The organism is Allostigmatella hybrida (genome assembly GCF_020103775.1).
Taxonomy (GTDB): domain Bacteria; phylum Myxococcota; class Myxococcia; order Myxococcales; family Myxococcaceae; genus Hyalangium; species Hyalangium aurantiaca.
Genome location: NZ_JAHXBH010000025.1, coordinates 23,725 through 47,395 on the forward strand (window position 1 = coordinate 23,725; position 23,671 = coordinate 47,395).

Genomic DNA, 23,671 nt, shown 5'->3' on the forward strand with positions numbered 1-23,671 from the left:
GCTCGGGTAGCATCCGGGCCGTGCCCCCTGTCCGTCTTCTCCTCGTGCTCGCGCTCGCCCTGAGCGTCTCCGCCGAGGCCCAGTCCTCCCGCCGCGCCAAGGCGAAGAAGCCCGCCGCGGTGAGCGCCCCCGTGGCGCCCGCCGCCGAGCCCCTTCCCCCCCCTGCCGAGCCGCCGCCCGCCCCCGTGGCCGAGGTGCAGCCCATGCCCGTGGGCCCCCGGACGGTGGTGTTTGCCGCGCCGCGTCCAGGCGCCTCCCCGGCCTCCGCCGAGGCGCTCCAGGAGCAGCTCTCCGGCCTGCTGGCCGCGAAGCCGGATGTGGCCCTGGTGGACCTGGCGGCCGTGTTTCCCCCGCCCGCCCCCGCCTCCCTGGCGGAGGCCGACGCCCTCTTCGAGGAGGGCAAGGGGCTCTACGACAACCTGGATCCCGAGGCCGCCGCGGGGAAGTTCCTCGCCGCGGCGGAGGCCTACCAGCGGCACCCCGAGGCGCTGAAGCCCGAGCGGCTGGCAAGCACCTTCCTCTTCCTCGGCGCCTCGCAGCTGCTCAACGGGGATGCGAAGGCGGCCCAGCGCTCCTTCCTGCAGGCCCTGTCGGCCTCCCCCACCACCCAGCCGGACTCGAACCTGTTCGGCACGGACGTGCAGACGGCCTTCACGGACATGCAGCAGGAGTTCTCCCGGCAGCCGCCGGGCACGCTCGCCATCGACTCGGCCCCCCGGGGCGCGAAGGTGACGGTGGACGGCAAGGACGTGGGCCTCACCCCGCTGCCGGAGCTGACGCTGCACGTGGGGCGGCACCCGGTGGTGGTGTCCCGGCCCGGCTACCAGGCCGCCATCGCCTACCCGCAGGTGGCCTCCGGCCAGCGGGCCGAGCTGAAGCCCTCGCTGGCGCTGCTGCCGGAGATGGCCACCCTGCGGGACACCGTGGCCCGGGCCACCTCCGAGCAGGGCTTCCAGGCCAGCGCGCTGCCCCCCGAGGTGGCCGCCCTGGGCGAGCGGCTGGGCGCGCGCTACGTGGTGCTCGCCGCGGTGAGCGAGAAGAAGGGCCGCGTGGGCGGCGAGGTGCAGGTGTGGGATGTGCAGACGCAAGGCCGGCTGCGCGGCGTGCGGATGGACGCGCGCTCGAAGAAGCCCGGCGACAGCGTGGAAGGGGCCGCGGAGCGCATCCACGGCTTCCTGGTGGGAGGGCCGCTGTCGGCCCCCCCGCCCGCACCCCTGACGGCGACGCTCGTCAAGAAGCCCTGGTTCTGGGCCGCCGTGGTGGGCGGCGCCGCCGTGGTGACGGGCGGCGTGCTCTATGCCACCCAGGCCAGCAAGGGGCGGTCCGGCGGCGTCATCTCTGGTTTCCCGGGACTGGGCTTCTAGGAATGGCCCTCCCCTCGCACGTATCGGCAGGTTCCGAGGTCTCTCCATGAAAGCCCTGGCGCTCGCATTGTTCCCCGCCCTTGCCCTGGCGGCCGCCCCTCCGCCCACCCCGCGGCGCGTCAGCGCGCTGCTCATCCCCATGGACCAGGGGGCCGAGGCGCGGGGCGTGAAGCTCGAGAGCTACCTGCTCGAAGGGCTGGAGCAGTTCTCCGGCTTCACGGTGCGCAAGCCCGAGGAGCTGTTCGGCATGCCCCAGGACGAGGAGGCCAAGGCCGCGCTCCAGCGGGGCACCCAGGGGCTCACGCAGAGCCTCAAGGCCTACGAGGCCAACGACTACGAGGACGCGGAGCGCAAGCTGCGCGCGGCCCTCAAGGAGCTGCAGGCGGCCGCGGGGGTGATGAGCACCTGCACCGAGCTGTGCGAGGCCACCGCCCTGTATGCCGCCGTGCTCCACCGGCGCGGGGACGTGGAGGAGGCCCGGCTGCACCTCATTGACTTGATGGCGCTCAACCCCACGTTCGAGCTGAACCCCAAGCGCTACCCCAAGGAGTTCATCGCCCTGCGGGCCCAGGTGGCCACCAGCCGCAGCGCGATGCTGCGCGGCAGCGCGGTGGTGAAGAGCCAGCCGGCCGGCGCGCGCGTGTACGTGGACGGGGAGTTCCAGGGCTACACCCCGATGACGGTGAACACGATGCAGGTGGGCAAGCACCTGCTGCGCCTGGAGCGCCCCGGCTTCCGGCAGCACGGCGAGCTCATCGAGGTGTCGCCGGACGACGTGGAGGTGGCCGCCGAGCTCACCCCCACCCCCGAGTACAAGAAGTACGACGCGCAGCTGGACGCGGTGGCCGCGGAAATCGTCAAGACGGCGCCCAGCCCGGCGGCCACCGCGCTGGGCAAGGCCCTGGGCGTGGACCGCGGCATGCTCGGCACGGTGAAGGCACTGGGCCCCCAGGGCACGGAGCTGGTGGTGGGCTTCTTCGACTTGCGCAGCGGCAAGAAGCTCGCGGGCAAGCGCGTGGTGCTCCAGGGCGACGAGTTCGGCCAGGAGAAGGCGGAGCTGGGCCGGTTGGTGAACGCGCTCGTCACCACCGCCCTGGGCGGCGGCAACCCCAAGGAGAAGAAGCACTCGGACCCGCTGGACAACCGCCAGGGCACCGAGGACTGGAACGGGGAGAGCGCGGGCGGCCGCCGCGGTGTGTCCGAGAAGAAACCCCGTGGCGGCGATCCGCTCGATGGAGTGAACGGTACGGAGGATTGGTAGCGCGGGGCGCTTGTCCTGGGCAGGGCCCGGCCTAGAGTCCGGCCGCGTATGCGCCTTCTCCTGGCCTTGCCCCTGCTCCTGCTCCCGGGTGCCGTCCTCGCCCAGACCCCCGCCATCGTCCGCCCGCTCGTCGGCTCGCGGGGGCTGACGCTCCCGCCGGAGTCCACGGCGCTGGTGGACGAGGCCACCTCGCTGTCCATCAACCCCGCGGGCCTGCGCTTCGTGGAGGCGCCCCAGCTCTTCTACGTGCACGAGCGCCACCGGGTGCTGGACCAGGTGGGCAACGGCCTGTTCACCGGCACCTCGCTGTTCGGGGCGGCCGGGCTGGGCCTGGGGGTGGAGTGGCTGCGCCACCCGGCCGGGCCGGACTACCGCCGCACCACGTTCGGCTTCTCGCTGGGCACGGACACGCTGGCGCTCGGCGCCGCGCACCATGCCTTCTCCTCGGAGGAGAGCGCGGCCCTGGACCGGCTGTCGAGCTGGGACGTGGGCGTGTCGGGGCGCCCCGCGCGGAGCTTCTCCTACGGGATTGTCGCGAAGGACGTCAACGCGCCGGAGGAAGGCGCCCTGAAGCTGCCGCGCACCCTGGAGCTGGGCGTGGGCCTGCGGCCCTTCGGCGAGCGCTACACGCTGGGCGCGGACTACCTGCTGCGCCCCGGGGGGCTGGACGAGGGCCGCCTGAGCTACACGCTGAAGGCCGAGGTGGTGCGGGGGCTGCGGCTGAGCGCGGGGGCCTCGCATGGCCTGAGGCGGGGCGAGCCGCTGTCCGTGCAGGTGGCCGCCACGCTGGACACGGCGTTCCTGGGCCTCACCTACGCGGGCGGCGGCACGGAGGATGGGCTGGACCACACGCTGGCGCTGCGCCTGTCCCTGGCGCCCTACCGGAGCCTGGCCGAGGCCTCGCGGGTGGTGGCGCTGGTGGATCTGAACGACCGGCTCGCCGGAGGGGGCAACCCCGGGCTGGCGCTGCTGGGCATCACCGGCTCGGACCCCTACCTGCGGCTGATGCGCTTCCTGGAGCTGGCCACGCGCGACGAGCGGCTGCGCGGCGTGGTGCTGAAGATGGAGGGGCTGGGCGGCCTGGGCTGGGGACGGGCCGAGGAGCTGCGGCAGGCGGTGCTGCGGCTGCGCGCCGCGGGCAAGAAGGTGCTGGCGCTGGCGCTCTCGTGTGACGACCAGGGCTACTTCGTCGCCTCCGCCGCGGACCAGATTTACGCACTGCCCGCCTCCTCGTTCCTCATCAACGGCCTGTCGGCGAGCGTCACCAGCGTGGGCGGGACGATGGAGAAGCTGGGCGTGTCCTGGGACGTGGCGCGCGTGGGCGAGTACAAGACGGCGCCCGAGCAGCTCACCCGGAAGGACATGAGCGAGGCGGAGCGGGAGACGCTCAACGCCTGGCTGGACACGCAGGTGGGCTGGTACGAGCAGGCGGTGACGAGCGGGCGCAAGCTGCCGGTGGAGCGGCTGCGCGAGGCCTGGAAGGTGGGCCTCATACCGCCCCGCATGGCCCAGTCCCTGGGACTCATCGACGGCATCGTCGAGGGCCAGGAGGCGCTGCAGGAGCGGCTGGAGCAGCTCGTGCCGGGCGCCGCCTACGCGGAGGACTACACGCCGAGGGACGCGCGGCAGACGCGCTGGGGCAGCACGCGCCGCATCGCCATCGTGCCCGTGCTGGGCACCATCGCCGGGGGCAAGAGCCGGGAGGATCCGCTGGGCGCCAGCCGCATCGCCGGGGCGGAGACGGTGGCCCTGGCGCTGTACCGGGCCCAGGTGGACCCCTCCGTGGTGGCCATCGTCCTGCGCGTGGACTCCGGCGGCGGGGACGTGCTCGCCTCGGACCTGATGTACCGGGCGGTGCTGGAGGCCAAGAAGGTGAAGCCCGTCATCGCCTCCATGGGGGATGTGGCGGCCTCGGGCGGCTACTACGCGGCCATGGCCGCGGACGAAGTCTTCGCCAACCCCACCACCCTCACCGGCAGCATCGGCGTCTTCTACCTGAAGCCCGCCCTCAAGGGCCTGCTGGAGGACAAGCTGGGGGTGACGCAGCAGACGCTGCCCCGGGCCCCGCTGGCGGACCTCATGGGCTTCTGGCGCCCGTGGACGCCCGAGGAGCAGCGCGCGGTGCAGGCCTGGGTGGACACCAGCTATGACGACTTCATCACCTACGTGGCCCAGGCCCGGAAGCTGGAGAAGGCCCAGGTGGACCGCCTGGCCCGGGGCCGCGTCTGGTCCGGCCAGGACGCCCACGCGCGGGGGCTGGTGGACCGGCTGGGGGGGCTGCCGGACGCGGTGGCGGCGGCCCGGCGCCGGGGCGGGGCCTCGCCCACGGAGGAGCTGGAGCTGGTGGTGTACGGGGATGCGAAGGGGCTGTTCTCCTCCCTGGGCGGCGAGCCGGGGGTGCTCGCCCGGCTGCTGCCCGGCCCCACCGCCACGCTCCCCCCTGGCCTGCAGGGGCTCCTCCGGGAGACGGGGCTCACGGGCGAGGCGCTGGAGCCGGGGTTAAAAGCCGCCCTGCCCTTTTCCCTGTCCACCCGGTAGGGCCACAGCGTCTGGTTCCATGCAACCGGGGTCCCCCCGTGGATGAAATTCTCGAAGTCTCTCGCGGGTCCTCTGATAGGGTAGGAGATGCCCTCGGGCTGGCTTTCGGGCCGCTGGAGGGTTCCAGGACCGGCGGTTCTGGCCGGCGAGTGCCCGCGCACTGGTGCGTGGGTCCCCTCGACGGCCCCGCGTCAGGCACCCTGTCCCACATGTACGTCGAACCCGCGCGGCTCCGGCCTCCCGGCCCCTCCGTGCGGACTGCCTCCGGAATTCCATGAGCGAAACCCCTGACAACAACGATCCGCGCAATCCCCTCCGTCCCGCCGAGGCCGCCCGGCCCGAGCCGTCCGCCCCGGACCATGACGGGGGCGATGGCGATGGTGGTGATGACGGCGACGGGGATGAGGGGCCCGATGAGGGCGATGCCTCGTCCACGCCGGGCCAGGCCGGCCCCGGCGGGCCTCCGGGCCCGGGCGGTGGCCGCCGCCGCCGCCGCCGCCGCCGCCGCCGGGGCGCGCAGGTGCTCTTCACCCCGGAGGGCCAGGCCTACCGCATGCAGCCCGGGCAGGACGGGCAGATGGTGCAGGTGTTCCTCACCCCGCAGGAGCTCCAGCAGTACCAGCAGCGCCTGGCCCAGCAGCAGCAACAGCCCCCGCAGGCCCCGCCGCAGCCCCAGGGCCACGGCCAGCCGCCGCCCCCCGCCGGCGGGCAGCAGCACGGCCACCACGGCCCGCGGCAGCAGCACCACGGCGGCGCGCAGGGCCACGCCGCGCCCCAGCAGAACCTGTCCCCCGTGGAGGGCGTGCTGGACACCGAGGCCAAGGGGCCCAACGCCTTCCTGCGCCAGCTGAAGAAGAACCTGCTGCCCTCGCCGGATGACGCGGAGCTGCCCAAGAACCTGGTGCAGAAGCTGCGGCTGCGTCAGGGCCAGTACGTCACCGCGTTCGCGCAGATGCGGGGCACCAAGGGCCTCATCCAGCGCGTGGACACCGTGGACGGCCGCCCGCTGGACGGGGCGCCCCGGCTGCCCCACTTCGCGGACCTCACCTCGGTGGACCCCATCGAGCGCCTCAAGCTGGAGAACGGCCACAAGGAGATGGTCACCCGGGTGCTGGACCTGATTGCCCCCATCGGCAAGGGGCAGCGCGCGCTCATCGTCGCCCCGCCCAAGACGGGAAAGACCATCATGCTCCAGCGCATCGCCCAGGCGGTGCTCGCCAACCACCCGGAAATGCATGTCATGGTGCTGCTCATCGACGAGCGCCCCGAGGAAGTCACCGACATGCGCCGCAGCATCAAGGCGGAGGTGCTCGCCTCGAGCTCGGACCGGCCCACGGGCGACCACCTCAAGGTGGCGGAGCTGGCGCTGGAGCGCGCGCGCCGGCTCGTGGAGAGCGGCAAGGACGTGCTCATCCTCCTGGACTCCATCACCCGGCTGGCGCGCGCCTACAACAAGGAAGTGGACAGCTCGGGCCGCACCCTCACCGGCGGCGTGGACAGCCGCGCGCTGGAGCGCCCCAAGCGGATTTTTGGCGCCGCGCGCGCCACGGAAGAGGCCGGCACGCTCACCATCATCGGCACGGCGCTCATCGACACCGGCAGCCGCATGGACGAGGTGATTTTCGAGGAGTTCAAGGGCACCGGTAACTCCGAGGTGACGCTGGACCGGCTGCTCGCCGAGAAGCGCGTCTTCCCCGCCATCAACATCGCCCAGTCCGGCACGCGCAAGGAGGAGAAGCTCTTCACCCTCAAGGAGTACGAGAAGATCCGCAAGCTGCGGCAGATGCTCTTCTCGGTGAAGCCCGTGGAGGCCATGGAGGCGCTCATCAAGCGCCTGAGCCGCTACACCTACAACGACGAGTTCTTCGACGAGTTGTAGGCGCAGCGGCCCAGCGGCCTACGGGCCTACCAGGGGCAGTTCACCACATCCACGGTGCGCGACAGCGTGGGGGCCGTGTTCCCCCCGCTGTCGGTGAGCGTGTAGACCACCGTGTAGGAGCCCTCCACCCAGGCGTTGGGGAAGCCCGACCAGTGCACCTCGGGGGAGATGTTGCCGTAGCAGGCATCCATGGCCTCCCAACCCGGATCCACCCACTGGGTGCCACAGGTGTGCGTCACGTGCGCGGGGCCCTTGAGCCGGAAGGTGGGCGGCGTGGTGTCGTCCACCTTCACCGTGCGCACGGAGCTGGTGGTGCGGCCCTCCGCATCCCACGCGACATACTGCACCGAGTAGGTGCCCTCGGCGCACGGGTTGGGGCCCGGGCCGTACCCGTCACTGCCCGTGTTGAACGTGTGCACCTGCAAGGCGTTGCAGGAGGCATCCCACGCGCGGGCGCCGGGGTCCTTCCAGGTGTCCTGGCCGCACTCCAGCACCATGTCGAGCGTGCCCTGCACCGACATCGTCAGGTCCGTGAGGTTCCCCGGGCAGGTGGCCGGGCCCTGGCCCTGGATGCCGATGATGACGCCGCCGCCATCGCCATCCCCACCGTTGCCCTCGTCCTCATCCCCGTTGTCCCCGCCGGGGTTCTGGCCGCAGGACTGGCCGCCGGAGCAGACCAGCAGCGGGTGCTCACACGTCCCGTCGGGCTTGCACACGTCCGTGGTGCACGCGTTGCCGTCGTCGCAGTCGCTGGGGCCCTGGCAGCTGCCGGAGGGCGTCTCGAGCACCTTCCCGTTGAGCACCACCTCCGCCTTCTGCAGCCGGTTGCCCGAGCAGCAATCATCCACCTGGGTGACGACCACGCGGTTGCGCTCGCCGGCCTTCACATAGGTGCCCAGGTTCGCCGTGCCCGAGCCGTTCAGGTACACGTAGCTGCCGGGGACGACGAGCCCCTGCGGGTGCGTGGAGTTGAAGAGCGTCACCCGCGAGCCATCATCCATGCCCTCGAAGGAGAGGGTGAACTCGGTCACCGCCACGTTCGCGGGCACATCCACGAACGTCTGGAAATAGGTGAAGTCTCCATACGCGAAACACACCACCGGCGCCTGGCAGATGCGCGAGGGGATGGAGAAGCCAATCGTGTCTGGGTTTGGCGCGAGGGCCCACCCCGTGTCCTCTCCCGGGGGAATGGTGGCCTCCTCGTATTCACAGCTGTCACCGTGGTGCGCGGGTGTACACGAGAATTCCCGCAGGCCCTGTGGGTTGGAGGTGGAGGCCTCCAGCCCATGGTGCATCTGCCACGGCGAGCGCGTCTGCGCGGCGGCAGGCATTCCCCCCAACACAACGCCAGCGCCCACCAGGACACCCCATCCAGTGCGTTTCATGATTCCCCCCCGAAAACTTCAGCCGTTCAACTCAGCGTCTCTGCCCTGACGACTTATTTTCAGTGTCAGCAGCAGGGATGCGTTGAAGACTGCGCTCTGGCCGCCGGGGCGGCAATTTCCAATGGAGCAGGGCTGTCGCGCATCCCCCAGATGTCCTCCGGCGCGAAAGAATCCAGACACAGAGGATGGCCCGGTGGACAGCGTTGCAGGCCCCGCACTCGGGCCGGGGGGAGTTGGTAGACTGCCTGTCCGTGACAACACTTTCGCCGAAGAGGTGCGCCACCTGCGGGCGCTCCATTTCCGCGCGCGAGCTGTACTACCGCTTCACCCTGGTCCTCCAGGGTGAGCAGGATGTGCTCGACGCGTCAGGAGGTGACGATGCCGGCGGCCTCGACGCCCTGCTCCAGCAGTTGGAGCAGGGGCCGGAGGATGCGCGCGAGTGGGAGGAGCAGGTGCACTGGGAGCGCTCCGGCGTCCTCTGCCCCACCTGCCGGGACCTGGTGCGGCGCACCTTGACGCTCCCCGTGGAGGACACGGGGCCGCACTGAGGCGCCGCGCTTTACACGCGGCGGGCCGGCTGCCGGCGCGCGAAGGCCCGCGCCGCGAGCGCCGCCACCACCACGCCCACCATGAAGGCGCCCAGCCCCACGAGCGCCACGGGCAGCAGGGCCGCCACGGCGCCGCCCAGGGCGGAGCGGCTGAGCTGAGAGACGACCTGGGGCGCGCACGGGCCGTCCTTGCACTCGGGCACCGTCTGGCCCAGCTCGTTCATGCCCCCGCGCACCGCGGCCGCCGCGGCCCGGTAGGCCACCCCCTCCACCGCCTGGGAGAGGGCCGTGTCCGCGGCCAGCGGGGCCTGCTGGTTCTGCAGCTCGGTGCGGAGCTGCTGGGCCATGGCGCTCGCCATGGAGCGGCCCACCTGGTCGGCGATCTCGGCCATCAGCGCGGCGATCTCCCCCCGGCGGGAGGAGAGCCCATCCACGAGCCCCTGCCCGCTCTGCTCGAGGAGGTAGCGGCCGGTGGGCCCCATGTGCCGCATCTCCGCGGCCAGCACGGGCACCATCTCCTGGGCGAACTCCGCCCCGGCCTCGCCGAGCCGCGCGCCCCGTCCGTCCTCGGAGAGGTAGCCCTCGACGCCCTCCAGCATGCCGCTGGCGGTGTCCCGGCCCACGTCCCGGGCGCTGGGCGGATCCACCAGGGCACCTTCCAGGAGCCGGTCGGCCACCTGGGACACCTTGCTCCGGAAGGCCTCCTCCTCACCCGGCTTGCCCAGGGACTCGATGGCCCCCGCGGCCGCGTTTCTGGACACCTTGCGGAGCGAGCAACCCCCCATCGTCCCGAGCATGACTCCCCACAGCACCACCCATGCGATGCGCCGCATCCCGCCCTCCTGAACCCAAAGCCTTCACGTGAGATGGAGACGCACCCCGGCCCCGCCAACTGGAACTCCGGCCCAGGGGCCAGGAAGCGTCCGCTAGCGGACCTACACCGTCCCCGCCAGTTGCTTCATCAGCAGCCGGCGGTAGCCGCCCTCCATGAGCTCGCCTCCTCGCCGGACGGCGTAGCGGACGGCATCCTTCATGTGCCGGGCGGGATTCCGCCAGTGCTTGGCCGCGGCCGCCTCGCCATACAGGAGCACGGCGATGTCCCGGTACGAGGCGCCCGCCTTCGCCGCATCCAGCGCCGTCAGGTAGCTCTGGAGCTGCTTGGAGCGGGGCAGCGGCTCCGGCAGTTCCTCTCCCAGCAGGGTCCGGAAGTCATCCAGGGCGGAGATGGCCCCGTCGAGATCCTCCGGCCCGGACACCCAGAGGACGAAGGCGGCCCCGGGCGCGAGCAGGGCCTCCACCTCGCCCTCGCACCCCAGCGCCACCGTCTCCCCGTTGCCCGTGAGCATCAGCGTGCCGCCCTCGGGGGACAGCAGCAGGCTCTTCTGGCACCGCAGGTGCTCCAGCAAGAAGCCGCGCGCGCGCGCGGGGCCCGTGAGGATGCGGGCGTTCAGCCGGGGCAGTGCGCCGTGGGCCCAGAACACGGAGGTGGACCAGGCATCGAGCGAGGGATCCACGAAACGCCAGGAGTCCCCACGGAGCGACCTCCTCATGGCGCTCGGTGACGCGCCGCACCTCTAAGTCTCCCGCGAAGAAGTGCGTGGGCTGCCGGCCCTGGGCCTCCAGGGCCTTCCATTGGGCTTGGTAGGTGGGGTTGCGGCGCAAGAACTCCCAGGCCCACCCGCTGCGCGAGAGCAGGGACGCCCGGCGCCCGCCATCGGTGGAATGAACCCTGTCGCTCGGCATGACGCTCTCTTTCTCCTGGCTGGGGGCCACGGGGCCGCGGGGCTTCATTCCGTTCGGTTCTGGAGGTGGGTGCCGTGGACGTGCTCCCCATCGAGCACGATGCTGCCCTCGACGAGGCTGTCCCCGTCGATGCGCGCCCCGGGCAGCACCACGCTGTCGCGCACCACCGCGCGCGGGCCAATCACCACGCCCGGAAAGAGCACCGAGCGCTCGGCCTGGCCCTCACACCGCACATCCTCGCCGGTGAGCGTGTGGCGAAGCCCCCCGGCATGGCGCACCCAGTGGCGGGCCACGCCGGGCGTGAGCGTGTGCGGCATCTGCCCGGGGCTGAGCGTGGGCGGCTCCGCGACGAGGCGGCGGTGGGCCTCCAGGTAGCGCGCCACCGTGCCGATGTCCTCCCAGTACCCGTCGAACCGGTAGCCGAGGATGCGCTCGCCGGCCTGGAGCATGGCGGGGATGACATCCCGGCTGATGTCCGCCTGCCACGGCCCCCGCGACAGCGTCTCCAGGTACCGCTGCAAGGGCTCCGCGGAGAAGATGGCCACCGCGGTGAAGACGGTGTCGGCGGTGGGCGCGGCGGGCTTCTCCACGAAGCGCAGCAGCTGGCCGTCCTCGCCAAACTCCACCATGCCAAAGAGCGGTACGGCCTCGCGGGCGATGCGCTGGTAGCCGAGCGTCAGCGCCGCGCGGCGCTCGCGGTGCAGGGCCAGCATCGGCCCGTAGTCGAACCGGTAGACGTGGTCGGCATGGAGCACGAGCACGTCCCGCACGCCCGGGCCGAAGATGTAGGGCGCGTTGAAGCGCAGGGCATCGGCCGTGCCGGCCTCCACGGGCCGGTGCACCGTGGCGAGCATGTGCTCGCACGTCTCGCGCGTCACGCCCTGGTAGGGGCCGAAGTGGATCTTCATCCCCTGGCCGTGCCAGCGCTCCAGCAAGTAGTGCAGCAGCGGGGCCTCGTTGTGCTGGGACATCAACAGCACTTCCCCGATGCCCGAGGCGCGGCAGTTGAAGAGGCTGAAGTCGATGAGGTGGCACTGGCCGCCGAAGGGCACCAGCGGCTTGAGCCGGCCGTGCCCCAGGCGGCCCATGCGCACGCCGCGCCCGCCGGCCAGTAACACCGCTCGCAAGTGCTCCATGGACGACGCTCCTCTCCCGCAGGGCCGGGCCGCGCGGCCTCGTGTTGCATGGAAGTAAGCAGCAGCCCAGCACCCGGGGAGAGTGGAAAAACGCCGCCCTGCCCGTTTCCCACTCCCTGGCCACGGCGGCTCCCACTACCTGTTCGTCCGCGGCAGACACCTCGCGTTGCCCGGGAGCCGACCCCATGCCTTCCATTGGATCCACAGCCAGCCCTACCCCTGACGTGAAGTCCCCTCACCATGGCTCGCTCCTCATCGAGGGCGCGCCCGCGGGCTACCGCGTCACGGTGCACCGGGAGGACCGCTACGCCATTCATGTGGGCCGGGGCACCCTGGCCCGGCTCGATGCGCTCCTGGGCCCGGTGATGGCGGCCAACGACGCGGACTCCGCCGTCGTCATCACCGACCACCACGTGGGCCCCCTGTACGCGGAGCTGGTGATGAAGCGCATCAGCGCCACGGGGGCGCGCGTGCAGAGCATCCACCTGCCCGCGGGCGAGACGTCGAAGTCCGTCGCCCAGGCGCAGCGGCTCTGGGACGAGCTGCGCGCGAAGGGCGTGCGCCGCCGCACCTTCCTCGTGGCCCTGGGCGGGGGCGTGCTGTGTGATCTCGTGGGCTTCGTGGCCACCACCTACCTGCGGGGCATCCCCTACGCCAACGTGGCCACGTCCTTGATGGGCCAGGTGGACGGGGCCATCGGGGGCAAGGTCGGCGTCGACCACAGCACGGGCAAGAACCTCATCGGCGGCTTCTATCACCCGGACCTGGTCGTCATTGATCCGTCGTGTCTGGCCACCCTGCCCCTGGCGGAAGTCATCAACGGCCTGGCCGAGGTGGTGAAGGTGGCCCTCATCGGCACCCCGGGCCTCTTCGAGCAGTTGGAGCGGCTGCCCATGCAGGGCACCTGGGCGGTGGACCAGCCCGCGCCCGGGCCGTTCATCGAGAGCTTGGAGCCCATCATCCCGGCGGCCATCGGCAAGAAGCTCGAGCTGCTCGCGCCGGACCCCTTCGAGCAGGACCTGCGCCGGTTGCTCAACCTGGGCCACAGCGTGGGCCACGGCCTGGAGGCCGCGACGAACTACGTGCGCTACCGGCACGGCGAGGCAGTGGCCATCGGCACCGCCACCGTCACCGGCATCTCCGTGGGCATGGGGCTCGCCTCGCCGGACACGCTGCGCCGCGTGCTCCGGCTGCTGAGCAAGCTGCGGCTGCCCGTCACCGTGCCGGACGAGCTGCGGGAGGTGGTGTGGCACCACCTGGAGACGGCCCGGCTGGTGCGCAACGGCCGGCTGCTGCTCGTCATGCCCACGGCGATCGACCGCTGCACCATCATCGACGACATCACCCGGGGCCAGTACGACGCCGCCTGCCAGCTCGTCGCGAAGGAGGCTCCGGCATGCGGCTGAGCCTCGCGTCCACGGCCTACATGGACCTGCCCCTCGGGGAGGCCCTCTCCCGGGTGAAGGCGCTGGGCCTGGAGTGCATCGACCTGGCGGTCGACACCTCCTCACGCATGCTCCAGCTGGAGGACCTGCTGGAGCCCACCCGGCGCGCCAGCGTGCAGCGGCAGCTCGCGGACGCGGGCCTGTCCATCTCGGCGATCAGCAACCACGCGGATGGGCAGCTCCTGCTGGGGCCGCTGCACGAGGTGACGGACGGCATCTACAAGGGCACCCCCGCGGAGAAGCGGGCCTACGCCATCCGGCGCATGCAGGACTGCGCCCGGGCGGCGGACGCCCTGGGGGTGCGCCTGGTGGCGGGCTTCATCGGCTGTCCGGACTACGCGCGCTGGTTCCGCTGGCCGGGGCAGGAGGACGGGTGGGCGCCCCAGTTCGCCCAGTGCGCGGAGGTGATGGGCCAGGTGCTGCCCGTATACCGCGAGTACGGGGTGCGCTTCGCGCACGAGCTGCACCCCAAGCAGCTCGTGTACGAGACGGAGAGCGCCGCGCGGAGCCTGGAGGTGCTGGGCGAGTTCGCCGAGTGGGGCTTCAACGTGGACACCGGCAACCTGGCCCTGGCCGGGGTGGATGCGGTGGACTTCATCCGCCAGTTCGGCAGCCGCATCTGGCACGTCCACGCCAAGGACGCCGAGGTGCTGCGCCCGGTGACGCGGCGGCACTTCCTGGCGCACAACCGCTACTACGCGCCGGCCGAGCGCAACTTCCGCTTCCGGATTCCCGGCTGGGGCCAGCTCGACTGGCGCCGCATCCTCACCGAGCTGCACCTGGCGGGCTACACCGGGGATGTGGCCGTGGAGAACGAGGACAACACCCTCGGCCGCTGGGAGGGCTGCCGCCTGGCGCTCGACTTCATCCGGCCCCTGCTGCTGCACACCCCCCGGCAGGAACGCTGGTGGTGAGGCGCGCATGAAGCGGGTGCTCATCATCGGCAGCGGCTTCATCGGCCAGCGGCTCGGCCAGGCCCTGCGGGAAGCGGGGCTCACCGCCACCCTGTCCTCGCGCCACCGGCCCGAGGGGCTCGGGGACGCGGCGTGGCTCGGCCTGGATGCCTCGCGGCCGGGGGCCATCGCCCAGGCGGTGGCCGCCACCGGGGCGCAGGCCGTGGTGCTCGTGCATGGGCCCTCGGACATCACCGGGTGCGAGCAGGCGCCCGAGGCGGCCATGGCCCTGCACGCGGGCATCGCCACGCGCCTGTGCCAGGAGGCCCCCACGGTCCGCAAGGTGCTCATCTCCACGGACAACGTCTTCGACGGCCAGGCCCCCGGCTACGACGAAGCCCACGCCCCCTGCCCCGCCAACGCCTATGGCCGGGCAAAGCTCGCCGCCGAGGGGGTGCTGCTCACGGCGGACCCGGGCGCCCTCATCGTCCGCACCAGCCTCGTCTACGGCTACGAGCCGCGCGGCCCGGAACGCGGCTGGCGCAACTTCTTCATGGTGGTGGCGGACACCGTGCGCGCCGGGCAGTCCGTGCAGGCGCCCGTGGACCACTGGAACACGCCCATTCTCGTGGACGACGCGGCGGCGGTTCTCGCGCGCCTGGTGCCGGGAGGCACCGCCGGGCTGCTCCACCTGGCCGGCCCCGACCGGGCCTCGCGCTTCGAGTGGGGCCAGCTCATCGCCCGGAGCCTGGGCGCGGACCCGGGCCTCGTGCGGCCCGTGGAGCGCGCCGCCGGGCGCTACGCGTGCCGTCCCCCCAATGCCTGCCTGCGCAGCCTGCGGCTGCACCAGCTCCCGGAGCTCTCCGGGCTGAGCATCTCGGGCCTCGCCGCCGGTGCGGCGCGCCTCCGCCCGTTGCTCGAAGTGTCCCCTCGTTGAGGCCGGCCCCCGCCGGTCAGGAGATTGTCCCCATGAGCCGAGAACGCATCTTCCTCGCCAGCAAGCGTGCCCCCGTGACGTACCACCGCGACGTCGCCGGGACGCTCACCGCGGAGCTGGCCCCCGGTGGCACCGCCAACGTGGTGGCCGACCTGGCCAGCCAGCTGGGCGTGTCCTGGATTGCCTGCGCCATGACGGAGGAGGACCGGCACGTGGCCACCCAGCACCCCCGGGGCATGGAGGTGAAGGTGAGCGCCGCCGCGCCCGTGCAGCTGCACCTGCTCCAGCACGCGCCGGAGGTCTTCGAGGACATGCAGGAGATCATCACCGCGGACCTGCTGTGGGCCAGCAACAACTACCTCTGGGATGGCTGGACGAAGCCCACCTTCGACGCGCGCAGCCACCGGGCGTGGAAGAACTTCGAGACCTTCACGGAGACCTTCGCCGCCACGCTGCTGGAGCGCTCGAAGGCGTGCCCCAACCCGGTGTACCTGCTGCACGACTACCAGATGTGCGGGGTGCCCCAGCACCTCCGGGCCCAGCGCCCCGAGGCGCCCCAGTTGCTCTTCGTCCACATCCCCTGGCCCTCGGCGGACTACTGGCGGATGTTGCCCCGGCCCATGCGCGAGGGGCTGCTGCGCGGCATGCTGGGCGCGGACGTCATCGCCTTCTTCGCCTCGCGCTGGGTGCGCAACTTCCTGGCCTGTGTGGAGGACCTGCTGCCCGAGGCGCGCGTGGACTACGCCTCCGCCACCGTGAAGTGGGAAGGCCGCACGGTGCGCGCGGAGGCCATGGCGCTCGGCTACAGCCCCTCGGCGCTGGACATCCGCGAGGGCGAGGGCGCCCCGGAGCTGGCCGCGTGGGTGGGGGACCGGCCCCTCGTCGTCCACTCGGGCCGCACGGACCCCATCAAGAACGCGGAGCGGGCGGTGCTCGCCTTCACCGCGGCGCTGCAAGAGGACCCGGGGCTGCGCCACGCGCGGATGCTCGTGAAGATGAACCCCAACCGGCTCACGGTGGAGGCCAACCACCAGTACCGCGACCGGGTGGCCCAGGCCGTGGAGGCGGCCAACCGCGTGCTGGGGGCGGACACGGTGCGCCTCACCTGCACCAACAGCGTGAATGGCACCTTCGCGGCCCTGCGGCGGGCGGACGTGCTGCTGCTCAACTCCACCGTGGACGGACAGAACCTCACGGCCTTCGAGGGCACGCTGTTCAACCCGCGCGACGCGGTGCTCATCCTCTCGGAGCGCTGCGGCGCGGCCGAGGCGCTCGCCCACGTCTCGCGGCTCGTCAACCCCTTCGACATCGTCGAGCAGGCCCAGGCGCTGCGCGAGGCCCTGCACGCCTCCCCCGCCGAGCGGGCCGAGGCGGCGAAGCGGCGCCGGGAAGTCGTCCTCAAGTACGACTTGCCCACGTGGGTGCGGCAGCAGCTCTCCAGCCTGGGACTCGGCGAGGCCGCCGGGGCACACCGATGACAGTCCCGCCCCCCTTCTATTACGAGACCGGAGACATCGTCCTCACCGAGGGCGCCGGCGTGCGGGTGCGCACCCGGGACGGCCGGGAGTTCCTCGACTGCATCTCCGGCACCTTCAACCTGCTCTTGGGCCACAACCACCCCGAGGTGATGGCCGCCGCGAAGGCGCAGATGGACCGGCTGGTGCACACGGGCTCCTCCTACCTGTCGGAGCCCGTCGAGCAGCTCGCCCAGGCGCTGGTGGGCGTGGCACCGGCGAACCTCTCGCGCGTGCACCTGCGCAGCGCGGGGGGCTCCACCGCCAACGAGGGCGCCATCCGCATCGCCCAGCACGTCACGGGCAAGCGGGACATCATCACCATGTTCCGCAGCCACCTGGGGCAGACCATGGCCACCATCGGCTACTCTGGCTTCGCCTTCCACCGGGCCCCGTTCCCCTACGTCATGCCCGGGGCGCTGCACGTGCCGGAGCCCTCGTGCTCGCGCTGCTTCTATGGCCAGAAAGCGGACCACTGCGAGCTGCCCTGCGTGTCGCGGATCGACGACTTCATCCGCTACGCCAGCTCGGGCAGCGTGGCCTGCGTGCTCATCGAGCCCATCTTCGGGGTGGGCGGCAACATCGTTCCCCCGCCGCGCTACTTCCCCGAGCTCAAGCGGTTCTGCGAGGAGCGGGGCATCGTCCTCATCTTCGACGAGATTCAGACGGGCTTTGGCCGCACCGGCGAGATGTTCGCGGCGAACTACTTCGGCGTCACCCCGCACATGATGACGCTGTCCAAGGGCCTCACCGGGAGCGGCTTTCCGCTGGGCGCCATCCTCACCGAGGAGCGCCTGATGGGCATGCCGCGCATCCACCACGGCTTCACGGGCGGGGGCAACGCGGTGGCCTCGGCGGCGGCCGTGAAGACGGTGGAGATTGTCTCGCGCCCGGGCTTCCTGCCCCATGTGCGGCAGGTGGGCACGCGCCTGCGCGAGGGCCTGGCCCGGCTCGCCCCGCACTACCCCTTCATCGGCGAGGTGCGCGGGGTGGGGCTCATGCTGGGGCTGGAGGTGGTGGGCCCCCAGGGCGAGCCCGCGCCGGCGCGCGCCCTGGGCCTGCAAGCCTCCCTGCTGCGCCAGGGGCTGATGACCCGCGTCTCCGAGCATGGGCGCGGCCACGTCATCGAAATCCGCCCGGCGCTCGTCATCACCGAGAAAGAGGTGGACGAGCTGCTCGCCCGCTTCGGAGAGGCCTGCCATGCCCTCGCGTGACGCGGAGCTGCGGCACGTGGCCCTGACGCCGGAAGGCCCCCAGCTGCGCCCGGGGTTGGACTGGTCCCCGCGCCACCGGGCCGGGGTGATGGTGAGGCCCCTGCTGCTGGGCATCTGCCGCTCCGACTACAAGGAAGCCGCGCGGCAGCGCCAGGGGGCGAGCCAGTTCGGCCATGAGGTGGTGGGCGAAATCATCGCGCAGTGGGGCCGCGCCCCCTTCTCGGTGGGAGACCGGGTGTGCCTGGATCCCAACCGCCCGCTCAACCGGGGAACGGCCTTCGCGGACCTCATGCCGGCCGACGGCACGGAGCAGGAGCTGACCGAGGCCCTGCACTGGGTGCCCCGGAGCGTGTCCCTGGAGCGGGCGGTGTTCGCCGAGCCGCTCGCGTGCGCCGTGCACTGCCTCGACCGGGTGACGCAGGCGCTGGGGGGCCAGGTGTCCGGACGCCAGGTGCTCGTGGTGGGCGCGGGCATCGCCGGCACGCTCATCGCCCTGTCGGCCCAGGCCGAGGGCGCCACGGTGAGCCTGCGCAACGCGGGCGTGGACAAGCTGGAGTTCCTGCGCGCCACCGGGCTGCTGCCCGCGGGCGCCCTGGGCCAGGACGAGCCGCCGCGCACGCCGCCGGACGCCATCGTGCTGGCCACCGCCTTCATCGAGCCGCGCTGGCTGCGCTGGGCGCTGGAGGCGGTGGCGCCCGATGGGGCCATCGTTCTATACGGCGGCACGCAGGCCTCGGACCACTTCACCGAGGGCGGTGCCGAGCTGGCGCTGGATGCCTTGCGCCGGCAGGAGGGCACCGCCCCGGTGCGTTGGGGACGGAAAGCTCTGACGGTGGTGGGCAGCTATGGCACCGAACCGTCGTGTTTTGCACGAGGCCTGCGGTGGCTGGCGGCCCCAGATGCCACCTGGGCGTTGGAGCGGCTGGTATCGCGGCGCATGGGCCTGACAGAACTGCCCCTGGAACTGAGTGCGGAAGGGCCGAAATCGCGGCCCGGGAAGGTCTTGGTCGTGCCATGAAGGAGACGGCGAACACAGCGGAAGCGGCGGCCCCGGCGAGGCCCCACCCGAAGGGCCCCATCGCGGGGGTCCTGCTCGCCTACGGGGCCTGGGGCATCTTCTGGGGCGCCTGGGGCGCGCTGCTGCCGGGCGTGAAGGTGGCGACGGGCGCCAGCGAGCGGGAGCTGGGGCTGTCCCTGCTGGGCGTGGCGGCCGGGGCGCTGCCGGCGATGCTCCTCTTCGGCCCGTGGGTGGACCGGCTGCGCAACCGGGCACTGCCGCTGACCCTGGCGGCCTTCGCCGCGGCGGTGGTGCCGTTGGGGCTCGTCACCTCGCCCTGGGCGCTGGGCATCGCGCTCGTGTTCGTGGGCGCCACCTCGGGCGCGCTCGACATCGCGCTCAACGCGCGCGTGGCGGCGCTGGAGGCGGCCATGGGGCGCAAGCTGTTCAACATGGCCCATGCGGCCTTTCCGCTCGCCGTGGTGGTCGCCAGCACCGGCGCGGGGCTGGGCCGCCAGCTCGAGCTGCCGCTGCCGCTGCTCATCGGCCTGCTGGCGCTCGCGGTGTTCCTCGCCGTGCCGGCCAACCTGGAGAAGCTGCCCGTTCCGGACGGCGGCGAGGGCGCGCCGCGAAACGGGGCACGCGGGGCCCCGCTGCTGCTGACCCTGGGCCTGCTGGGCGCCGCGGTGCACCTGGTGGAGAACGCGGTCGAGCAGTGGTCCGCGCTGTACCTGGAGACGGTGCTCGGCGCGCAGCCGGTGCTGGGCGGCACGGGCCCGGCGGTCTACATGGGCAGCCTGTTTGTCGGCCGGCTCATCGCCCAGCGGCTGGCCACGAAGCTCGATGGGCGGACCCAGCTCTCCCTGGCGGGCATCAGCGCCGCGGTGGGCCTGGTGCTGGTGCTCTCCGCCACGCACCCCCTGCTGGCGCTGGCGGGGTTCGCGGTGGCGGGCCTCGGCATGGCGGGGGGCATCCCCACTGTGTTCAGCATGACCACCGAGGCCACGGAGCCCTCGGCCCGCGGGGCCGCCATCGCCCGGGTGACGCTGCTCGCGTACTTCGGCTACCTGGCCAGCCCCCCGCTGTGTGGGGCCATTGCCCAGGCGTGGGGGCTGAGGACCACCTGGGGCATGCTCGCGGCCTCCGGCCTGGTGCTGGCGCTGGCGGCATTCGCCTTGCCCCGGCTCCAGCCCCGGGTGGCGGCCTCATGACGTGCGATCTCGTCGTCGACGGCGGGGGCTCCACCACGCGCCTGGGCCTCGCCGCTGGGGGCCGGCTCCTCACCCGGCTCGAAGGGCCCAGCTGCAACGTGCAGAGCACCGGGGGCCGGGGCCTGGATGTCCTGGCCGGCCTGCTGGAGCGGCTGTGGCGCCAGCGGCCCGGCGAGGTTCAGCGGGTGGGCACCGCGTGCCTGGCCCTGTCGAACGCCAGCACCCGTCAGGCGCTCCAGGAGACGGGGGCCGCGCTGCGGGCCCTGGCGGAGCGCGGCCTGGCGCCCCTGCGGGCCGAGCGGCTGTGGCTGATGAACGACATCGTTCCCCCGGTGGCGGCCGGGGCGTGTGACATCGTGGCCATCTGCGGAACGGGCACGGGCTACGCCGCCATGACGCCCGAGGGGCAGTGGGCCCGGGCCTCCGGCATGGAGTACCTGCTCAGCGACGAGGGCGGAGGCTTCGACCTGGGGCGCCGGGGGCTGGCCGCGGTGGTGCGGATGCAGGATGGCCGGGGGCCGGTGACACGCCTGGCCGAGGCGGCCGAGGCCTGGGTGGGCGAGGACGCCGAGGCCCCCGAGGCCTCCGGCAAGGCCACCCGCGCCGAGGCCCTGTGCGCGCGGATGCATGGCGAGGGCGCCTCCCCGAAGCTCACGGCGGCCAGCTTCGCCCCGGCGGTGCTCGCCGCGGCGGCCCAGGGGGACACCGTGGCCCGGACGCTCGTGGCCGAAGCGGCCCGGGAGCTGGCGGCCGGCATCACCGCCGTGGCCTCCCGGTGCCACCTGATGGGCCCCGTCCGCGTTGGCCTGGGCGGCTCGCTGCTGCTCGCGCGCGAGGGGCTGCTGCGCCGCGAGCTGTCCTCCCAGCTGGCCCTGCTGGGGTGGCAGTGGCTGGAGCTGCCCGTGGATCCGCTGGAGGGGGTGGCCCGGCTGGCCCACCGGCTCACGCGGGAGCCCGGCCGGCTGGCGAAGGTCCCCCTGGCCCTCGAACTCGAGGGCCCCACCTGAGCCCGGGCGCCGGGCTTACCGGCGCTCCTCCGCCGCGGCCGCCTGGGCGAGACTGGACGGAGGGGCCTGGCCGACTTCGGCGCACAGGGCCTCGGCCTTCTTCACCTCCTGCCGCAGGGCCTTCAGGTGGTTGCGGCTCTTCACCAGGGACTCGCGCCCCACGAGCCGGAAGGCCTCCTCCCGGCCCACTTGCTGGACGGCCTCGGCCAGGACAAAGCCCCGCAGGCTCTCGGCCAGATCAATGTCGAGCGGCGCGCCTCTCCGCTGGGCCTCCATCACGAATGCCCGCGCCGCCTGGCTCATCGCCTCCACGAGCGAGCCCTGGGAGACCTCCTCATAGGACAGGGCCTGCTGGACATGCGCCTCGCCCAGCTCCAGCGCCTGGCGGCTCTCGCCCTGCTGCACCAGGGCCAGCGTGTAGGCGCGCCGGATGATGTTGTCGAGCTGCCGCAGGTTGCCGGGCCAGGCGCCCCGCTCCAGCCGCAGCGCCGCCTCGGGGGACAGGCGCACCGTGCCCTCCGGGTTCTTCTCCGCGTGGTGGCGCGCGAGCATGTGCCGCGCCCAGGCGCTGATCTCATCCCGGCGCTCGTCCAGGGAGGGAATCCGCACGGGCAGCACGTTGATGCGGTAGTACAGGTCCTCCCGGAACGTCCCCCGGCGCACCGCCTCGTGCAGGTCCACGTTGGTGCCGATGATGAAGCGCACGTGGGCCCGCTGGGTGTTCGCCGCATCCCCGAGCGTGCGGTAGGTGCGCTCCTCCAAGAGGTGCAGCAGCCCCGCCTGGGCCTTGAGCGACAGCTTGTCGATCTCATCGATGAACAGGGTGCCGCCCTGCGAGCGCGCCAGGAAGCCCGGGTTGTCCCGCACCGCGCCCGTGAAGGCCCCCTTGCGCCACCCGAACAGCTCGCCCATCTGCAGTTCCTCGGGCACCACCATCAGATCCAGGCTCTCGAACGGCCCCTTCTGCCGGGACGAGTGCTCATGGCACCAGCGCGCCAGCCGGGACTTGCCCGCGCCCGTGGGCCCACTGAGCAGCAGCGTCTCGTCCTGCCGGGCGAACACGCGCAGCACCCCCACCAGGCTGGCCATGGAGGCGCCCACCACCGGCAGGTACTCGTCCGTCTCCGGCGGGGCCTCCGTGTGGGAGGGCAGCCCCGTGAGAAAGGGGGCCGCCACATCCACGATGAGCTGCAGGGGTGTGCTCACCTCCCGCCAGATGAACTCCTGGCCAATCGCGGCCATGCAGCTGGCCTCCAGCGCGACCATCCCATCGATGCGGCCCCCGGCCCCCCGCAGCGGCAGCACGCACACGTGCGTGGCCTGCCGGCTCAGCAGCCGTTGCTGGCTGTCCTGGGGAAAGGGCACCGTGAGGCGCGGGGCGGACAGGCTGAGGGAGGGCTCCTGGTGGGGTTGGAGGGTGCCCAGCCCCACGTCGATCGACAGCGCGCCGCCATGCGCCACCACCGCCCGCCACGAGGACGCGGAGGCCAGCAGCGCCACCTGGGGCCCCTCCTCCCGGAGCGCCGCGGGCGCCGGAGGACGGCCCTCCAGGGCCTCCTGGTCCAACGCCACCAGCCGCCGGTAGGCATCCCCGGGCCGCAGGTGCACGGTGCCCCGCAGCAGGCGGCCCTGCCGCGCGAAGCCACTGGCGCCAAGCGCCTGTTCCGCCCTTCGGAGCAGCGCCCGCAGCGTGACGAACGCGGCTTGCTCGAAGTGGCTCGCGGCGTAGAGCGCCGCCACCAGGGACGGAAGTTCCTCGGACATCGGTTGCCTCCACCTGGACTCGAACCGTCGCGGATTCGAGGAGACAGGTGGCCTGGGTCCTTACAGGAGCAGGCCCCCGCCGTGCAGGAAATGCTTCCGCTCAGGCCTGACAGACGTGCGGAAGCAGAAGCTTGTGGAGCTTGGCCCGGGCGTCGTACAGCCGCTTGGAGACCGTCCCCAACGAGAGCCCCAGGACCTGGGCGATGTCCTGGTACTTCCGCCCCGCCGCGTGAAGCTCGAAGGTGGTCCGCAGCTTCGGGCTCAGGGCGTGGATGGCCTCCTCGAGCTGCGCGTCCGTGAGGGTGTCATACCCAGGCCGCGCCTCGGGGGGCTCGGCGGCCGCGCCCGTGCCGTCTCCCCCGGCCTCCTCCACCCAGCGCGCATGGAGCTGGCGCCTGCGGCATTGGTCATAGAAGAGGCGCATCGCGGTGGTGCGCAACCACGCCTCACACGCCCCGGGATGGGGAAGCCGCCCGTCTTCTGGAAACGCCTGAAGGAAGCGCAGCAACGCCTCTTGGACGACGTCCTCCGCCTCCTGCCGGTCGCGGCACCAGCGGAGGGTTTGCGCCAGGAGCCACCCCCGGTGCTGGGCGGCGAACGGGCCACTCCCACCCAGGGCCTCCGGAGGGAGGCGCGGCAGGAAACTGTCCATGGAAAGATTTTGGGTCTTCATTTCTGCGGTGAGCCGTCGAAGGTGTGCCGGGCCCTTCAGCACCCCCCGTGCCAGCCCGTGGCAGCCCTTGGCTCCGAGGGAGACAGGCGGACGAGGCGCGTCTTGGCCCCCTTCCCGCGTGGCAGGAGCACGCGGATGCGTGGCCGTGACACGCAAGAGCGG

At 72.4% G+C, this 23,671-nt stretch carries 19 protein-coding genes and 1 pseudogene; 13 read left to right on the forward strand and 7 right to left on the reverse strand.

The window, feature by feature from the left end:
* Positions 1–20: 20 nt before the first annotated feature.
* From KY661_RS28480 to rho, 4 genes are all read left to right on the forward strand, one after another.
* The gene (locus tag KY661_RS28480; RefSeq protein ID WP_225413215.1) at positions 21–1,364 is read left to right on the forward strand and encodes a PEGA domain-containing protein; all 1,344 of its coding nucleotides are present in this window, start codon (positions 21–23) and stop codon (positions 1,362–1,364) included.
* 46 nt (positions 1,365–1,410) lie between these two features.
* Positions 1,411–2,625 carry a PEGA domain-containing protein gene (locus tag KY661_RS28485; RefSeq protein WP_225413216.1) on the forward strand — a complete coding sequence of 405 codons (1,215 nt, stop codon included), beginning with the start codon at positions 1,411–1,413 and terminating at the stop codon, positions 2,623–2,625.
* A 48-nt stretch (positions 2,626–2,673) separates the two neighbouring features.
* Positions 2,674–5,163, forward strand: coding sequence for a signal peptide peptidase SppA (gene sppA, locus KY661_RS28490; protein WP_225413217.1), 2,490 nt, complete (start codon positions 2,674–2,676; stop codon positions 5,161–5,163).
* Positions 5,164–5,437: 274 nt separating this feature from the next.
* A complete protein-coding gene (rho, locus tag KY661_RS28495; protein ID WP_225413218.1) occupies positions 5,438–7,042 on the forward strand; it encodes a transcription termination factor Rho in 1,605 nt (534 codons plus the stop codon).
* 26 nt (positions 7,043–7,068) lie between these two features.
* On the opposite strand, the gene KY661_RS28500 is transcribed toward rho, so the two are convergent.
* Positions 7,069–8,427 carry an immunoglobulin-like domain-containing protein gene (locus KY661_RS28500; protein WP_225413219.1) on the reverse strand — a complete coding sequence of 453 codons (1,359 nt, stop codon included), beginning with the start codon at positions 8,425–8,427 and terminating at the stop codon, positions 7,069–7,071.
* A 251-nt stretch (positions 8,428–8,678) separates the two neighbouring features.
* Between KY661_RS28500 and KY661_RS28505 the strand changes: the two genes are divergently transcribed.
* Positions 8,679–8,975 carry a hypothetical protein gene (locus KY661_RS28505; protein ID WP_075005187.1) on the forward strand — a complete coding sequence of 99 codons (297 nt, stop codon included), beginning with the start codon at positions 8,679–8,681 and terminating at the stop codon, positions 8,973–8,975.
* An 11-nt stretch (positions 8,976–8,986) separates the two neighbouring features.
* Here the strand turns inward: KY661_RS28505 and KY661_RS28510 are convergent, their stop codons facing one another.
* The 4 genes and pseudogenes from KY661_RS28510 to KY661_RS28525 all read right to left on the reverse strand — a co-directional run bounded on the left by KY661_RS28510 (position 8,987) and on the right by KY661_RS28525 (position 11,854).
* The gene (locus KY661_RS28510; RefSeq protein WP_225413220.1) at positions 8,987–9,808 is read right to left on the reverse strand and encodes a hypothetical protein; all 822 of its coding nucleotides are present in this window, start codon (positions 9,806–9,808) and stop codon (positions 8,987–8,989) included.
* A gap of 102 nt (positions 9,809–9,910) precedes the next feature.
* The gene (locus KY661_RS28515) at positions 9,911–10,489 is read right to left on the reverse strand and encodes a DUF2285 domain-containing protein (protein ID WP_225413293.1); all 579 of its coding nucleotides are present in this window, start codon (positions 10,487–10,489) and stop codon (positions 9,911–9,913) included.
* A 22-nt stretch (positions 10,490–10,511) separates the two neighbouring features.
* Positions 10,512–10,766: pseudogene (locus KY661_RS37785) on the reverse strand (transcriptional regulator domain-containing protein); the annotation flags it as partial.
* Entirely contained in the window at positions 10,763–11,854 is a 1,092-nt protein-coding gene (locus KY661_RS28525; RefSeq protein WP_225413221.1) for a sugar phosphate nucleotidyltransferase, read from the reverse strand. The gene KY661_RS28525 and the pseudogene KY661_RS37785, both read right to left, overlap by 4 nt.
* Positions 11,855–12,039: 185 nt before the next feature.
* Between KY661_RS28525 and KY661_RS28530 the strand changes: the two genes are divergently transcribed.
* Genes KY661_RS28530 through KY661_RS28565 form a run of 8 tightly spaced genes read left to right on the forward strand, consistent with a single transcriptional unit; the run spans position 12,040 to position 21,072 of the window.
* A complete protein-coding gene (locus KY661_RS28530; protein ID WP_225413222.1) occupies positions 12,040–13,260 on the forward strand; it encodes a 3-dehydroquinate synthase family protein in 1,221 nt (406 codons plus the stop codon).
* Positions 13,251–14,213: a sugar phosphate isomerase/epimerase family protein gene (locus KY661_RS28535; RefSeq protein ID WP_225413223.1), complete on the forward strand. Its 963-nt coding sequence runs from the start codon at positions 13,251–13,253 to the stop codon at positions 14,211–14,213. The genes KY661_RS28530 and KY661_RS28535 overlap by 10 nt, the downstream gene beginning before the upstream one ends.
* Before the next feature lie 7 nt (positions 14,214–14,220).
* Positions 14,221–15,129, forward strand: a complete 909-nt coding sequence (locus KY661_RS28540) for an SDR family oxidoreductase (protein WP_225413224.1) — start codon at positions 14,221–14,223, stop codon at positions 15,127–15,129.
* 32 nt (positions 15,130–15,161) lie between these two features.
* On the forward strand, positions 15,162–16,607 hold the full coding sequence (locus KY661_RS28545) for a trehalose-6-phosphate synthase (RefSeq protein ID WP_225413225.1): 1,446 nt from the start codon (positions 15,162–15,164) through the stop codon (positions 16,605–16,607).
* Complete coding sequence (locus KY661_RS28550; protein ID WP_225413226.1) at positions 16,604–17,857, forward strand: aspartate aminotransferase family protein; 1,254 nt, start codon at positions 16,604–16,606, stop codon at positions 17,855–17,857. Before KY661_RS28545 ends, KY661_RS28550 begins: the two co-directional genes overlap by 4 nt.
* Positions 17,844–18,875: an alcohol dehydrogenase catalytic domain-containing protein gene (locus KY661_RS28555; protein WP_225413227.1), complete on the forward strand. Its 1,032-nt coding sequence runs from the start codon at positions 17,844–17,846 to the stop codon at positions 18,873–18,875. The genes KY661_RS28550 and KY661_RS28555 overlap by 14 nt, the downstream gene beginning before the upstream one ends.
* Complete coding sequence (locus KY661_RS28560) at positions 18,872–20,065, forward strand: MFS transporter (protein ID WP_225413228.1); 1,194 nt, start codon at positions 18,872–18,874, stop codon at positions 20,063–20,065. Before KY661_RS28555 ends, KY661_RS28560 begins: the two co-directional genes overlap by 4 nt.
* A complete protein-coding gene (locus KY661_RS28565; protein WP_225413229.1) occupies positions 20,062–21,072 on the forward strand; it encodes an N-acetylglucosamine kinase in 1,011 nt (336 codons plus the stop codon). Before KY661_RS28560 ends, KY661_RS28565 begins: the two co-directional genes overlap by 4 nt.
* Before the next feature lie 15 nt (positions 21,073–21,087).
* Here KY661_RS28565 and KY661_RS28570 read toward each other — a convergent pair whose 3' ends face one another.
* Together KY661_RS28570 and KY661_RS28575 are read right to left on the reverse strand one after the other, a co-directional pair.
* Positions 21,088–22,836, reverse strand: coding sequence for a sigma-54-dependent transcriptional regulator (locus KY661_RS28570; protein ID WP_225413230.1), 1,749 nt, complete (start codon positions 22,834–22,836; stop codon positions 21,088–21,090).
* 100 nt (positions 22,837–22,936) lie between these two features.
* Complete coding sequence (locus tag KY661_RS28575; protein ID WP_225413231.1) at positions 22,937–23,488, reverse strand: RNA polymerase sigma factor; 552 nt, start codon at positions 23,486–23,488, stop codon at positions 22,937–22,939.
* Positions 23,489–23,671: the final 183 nt, after the last annotated feature.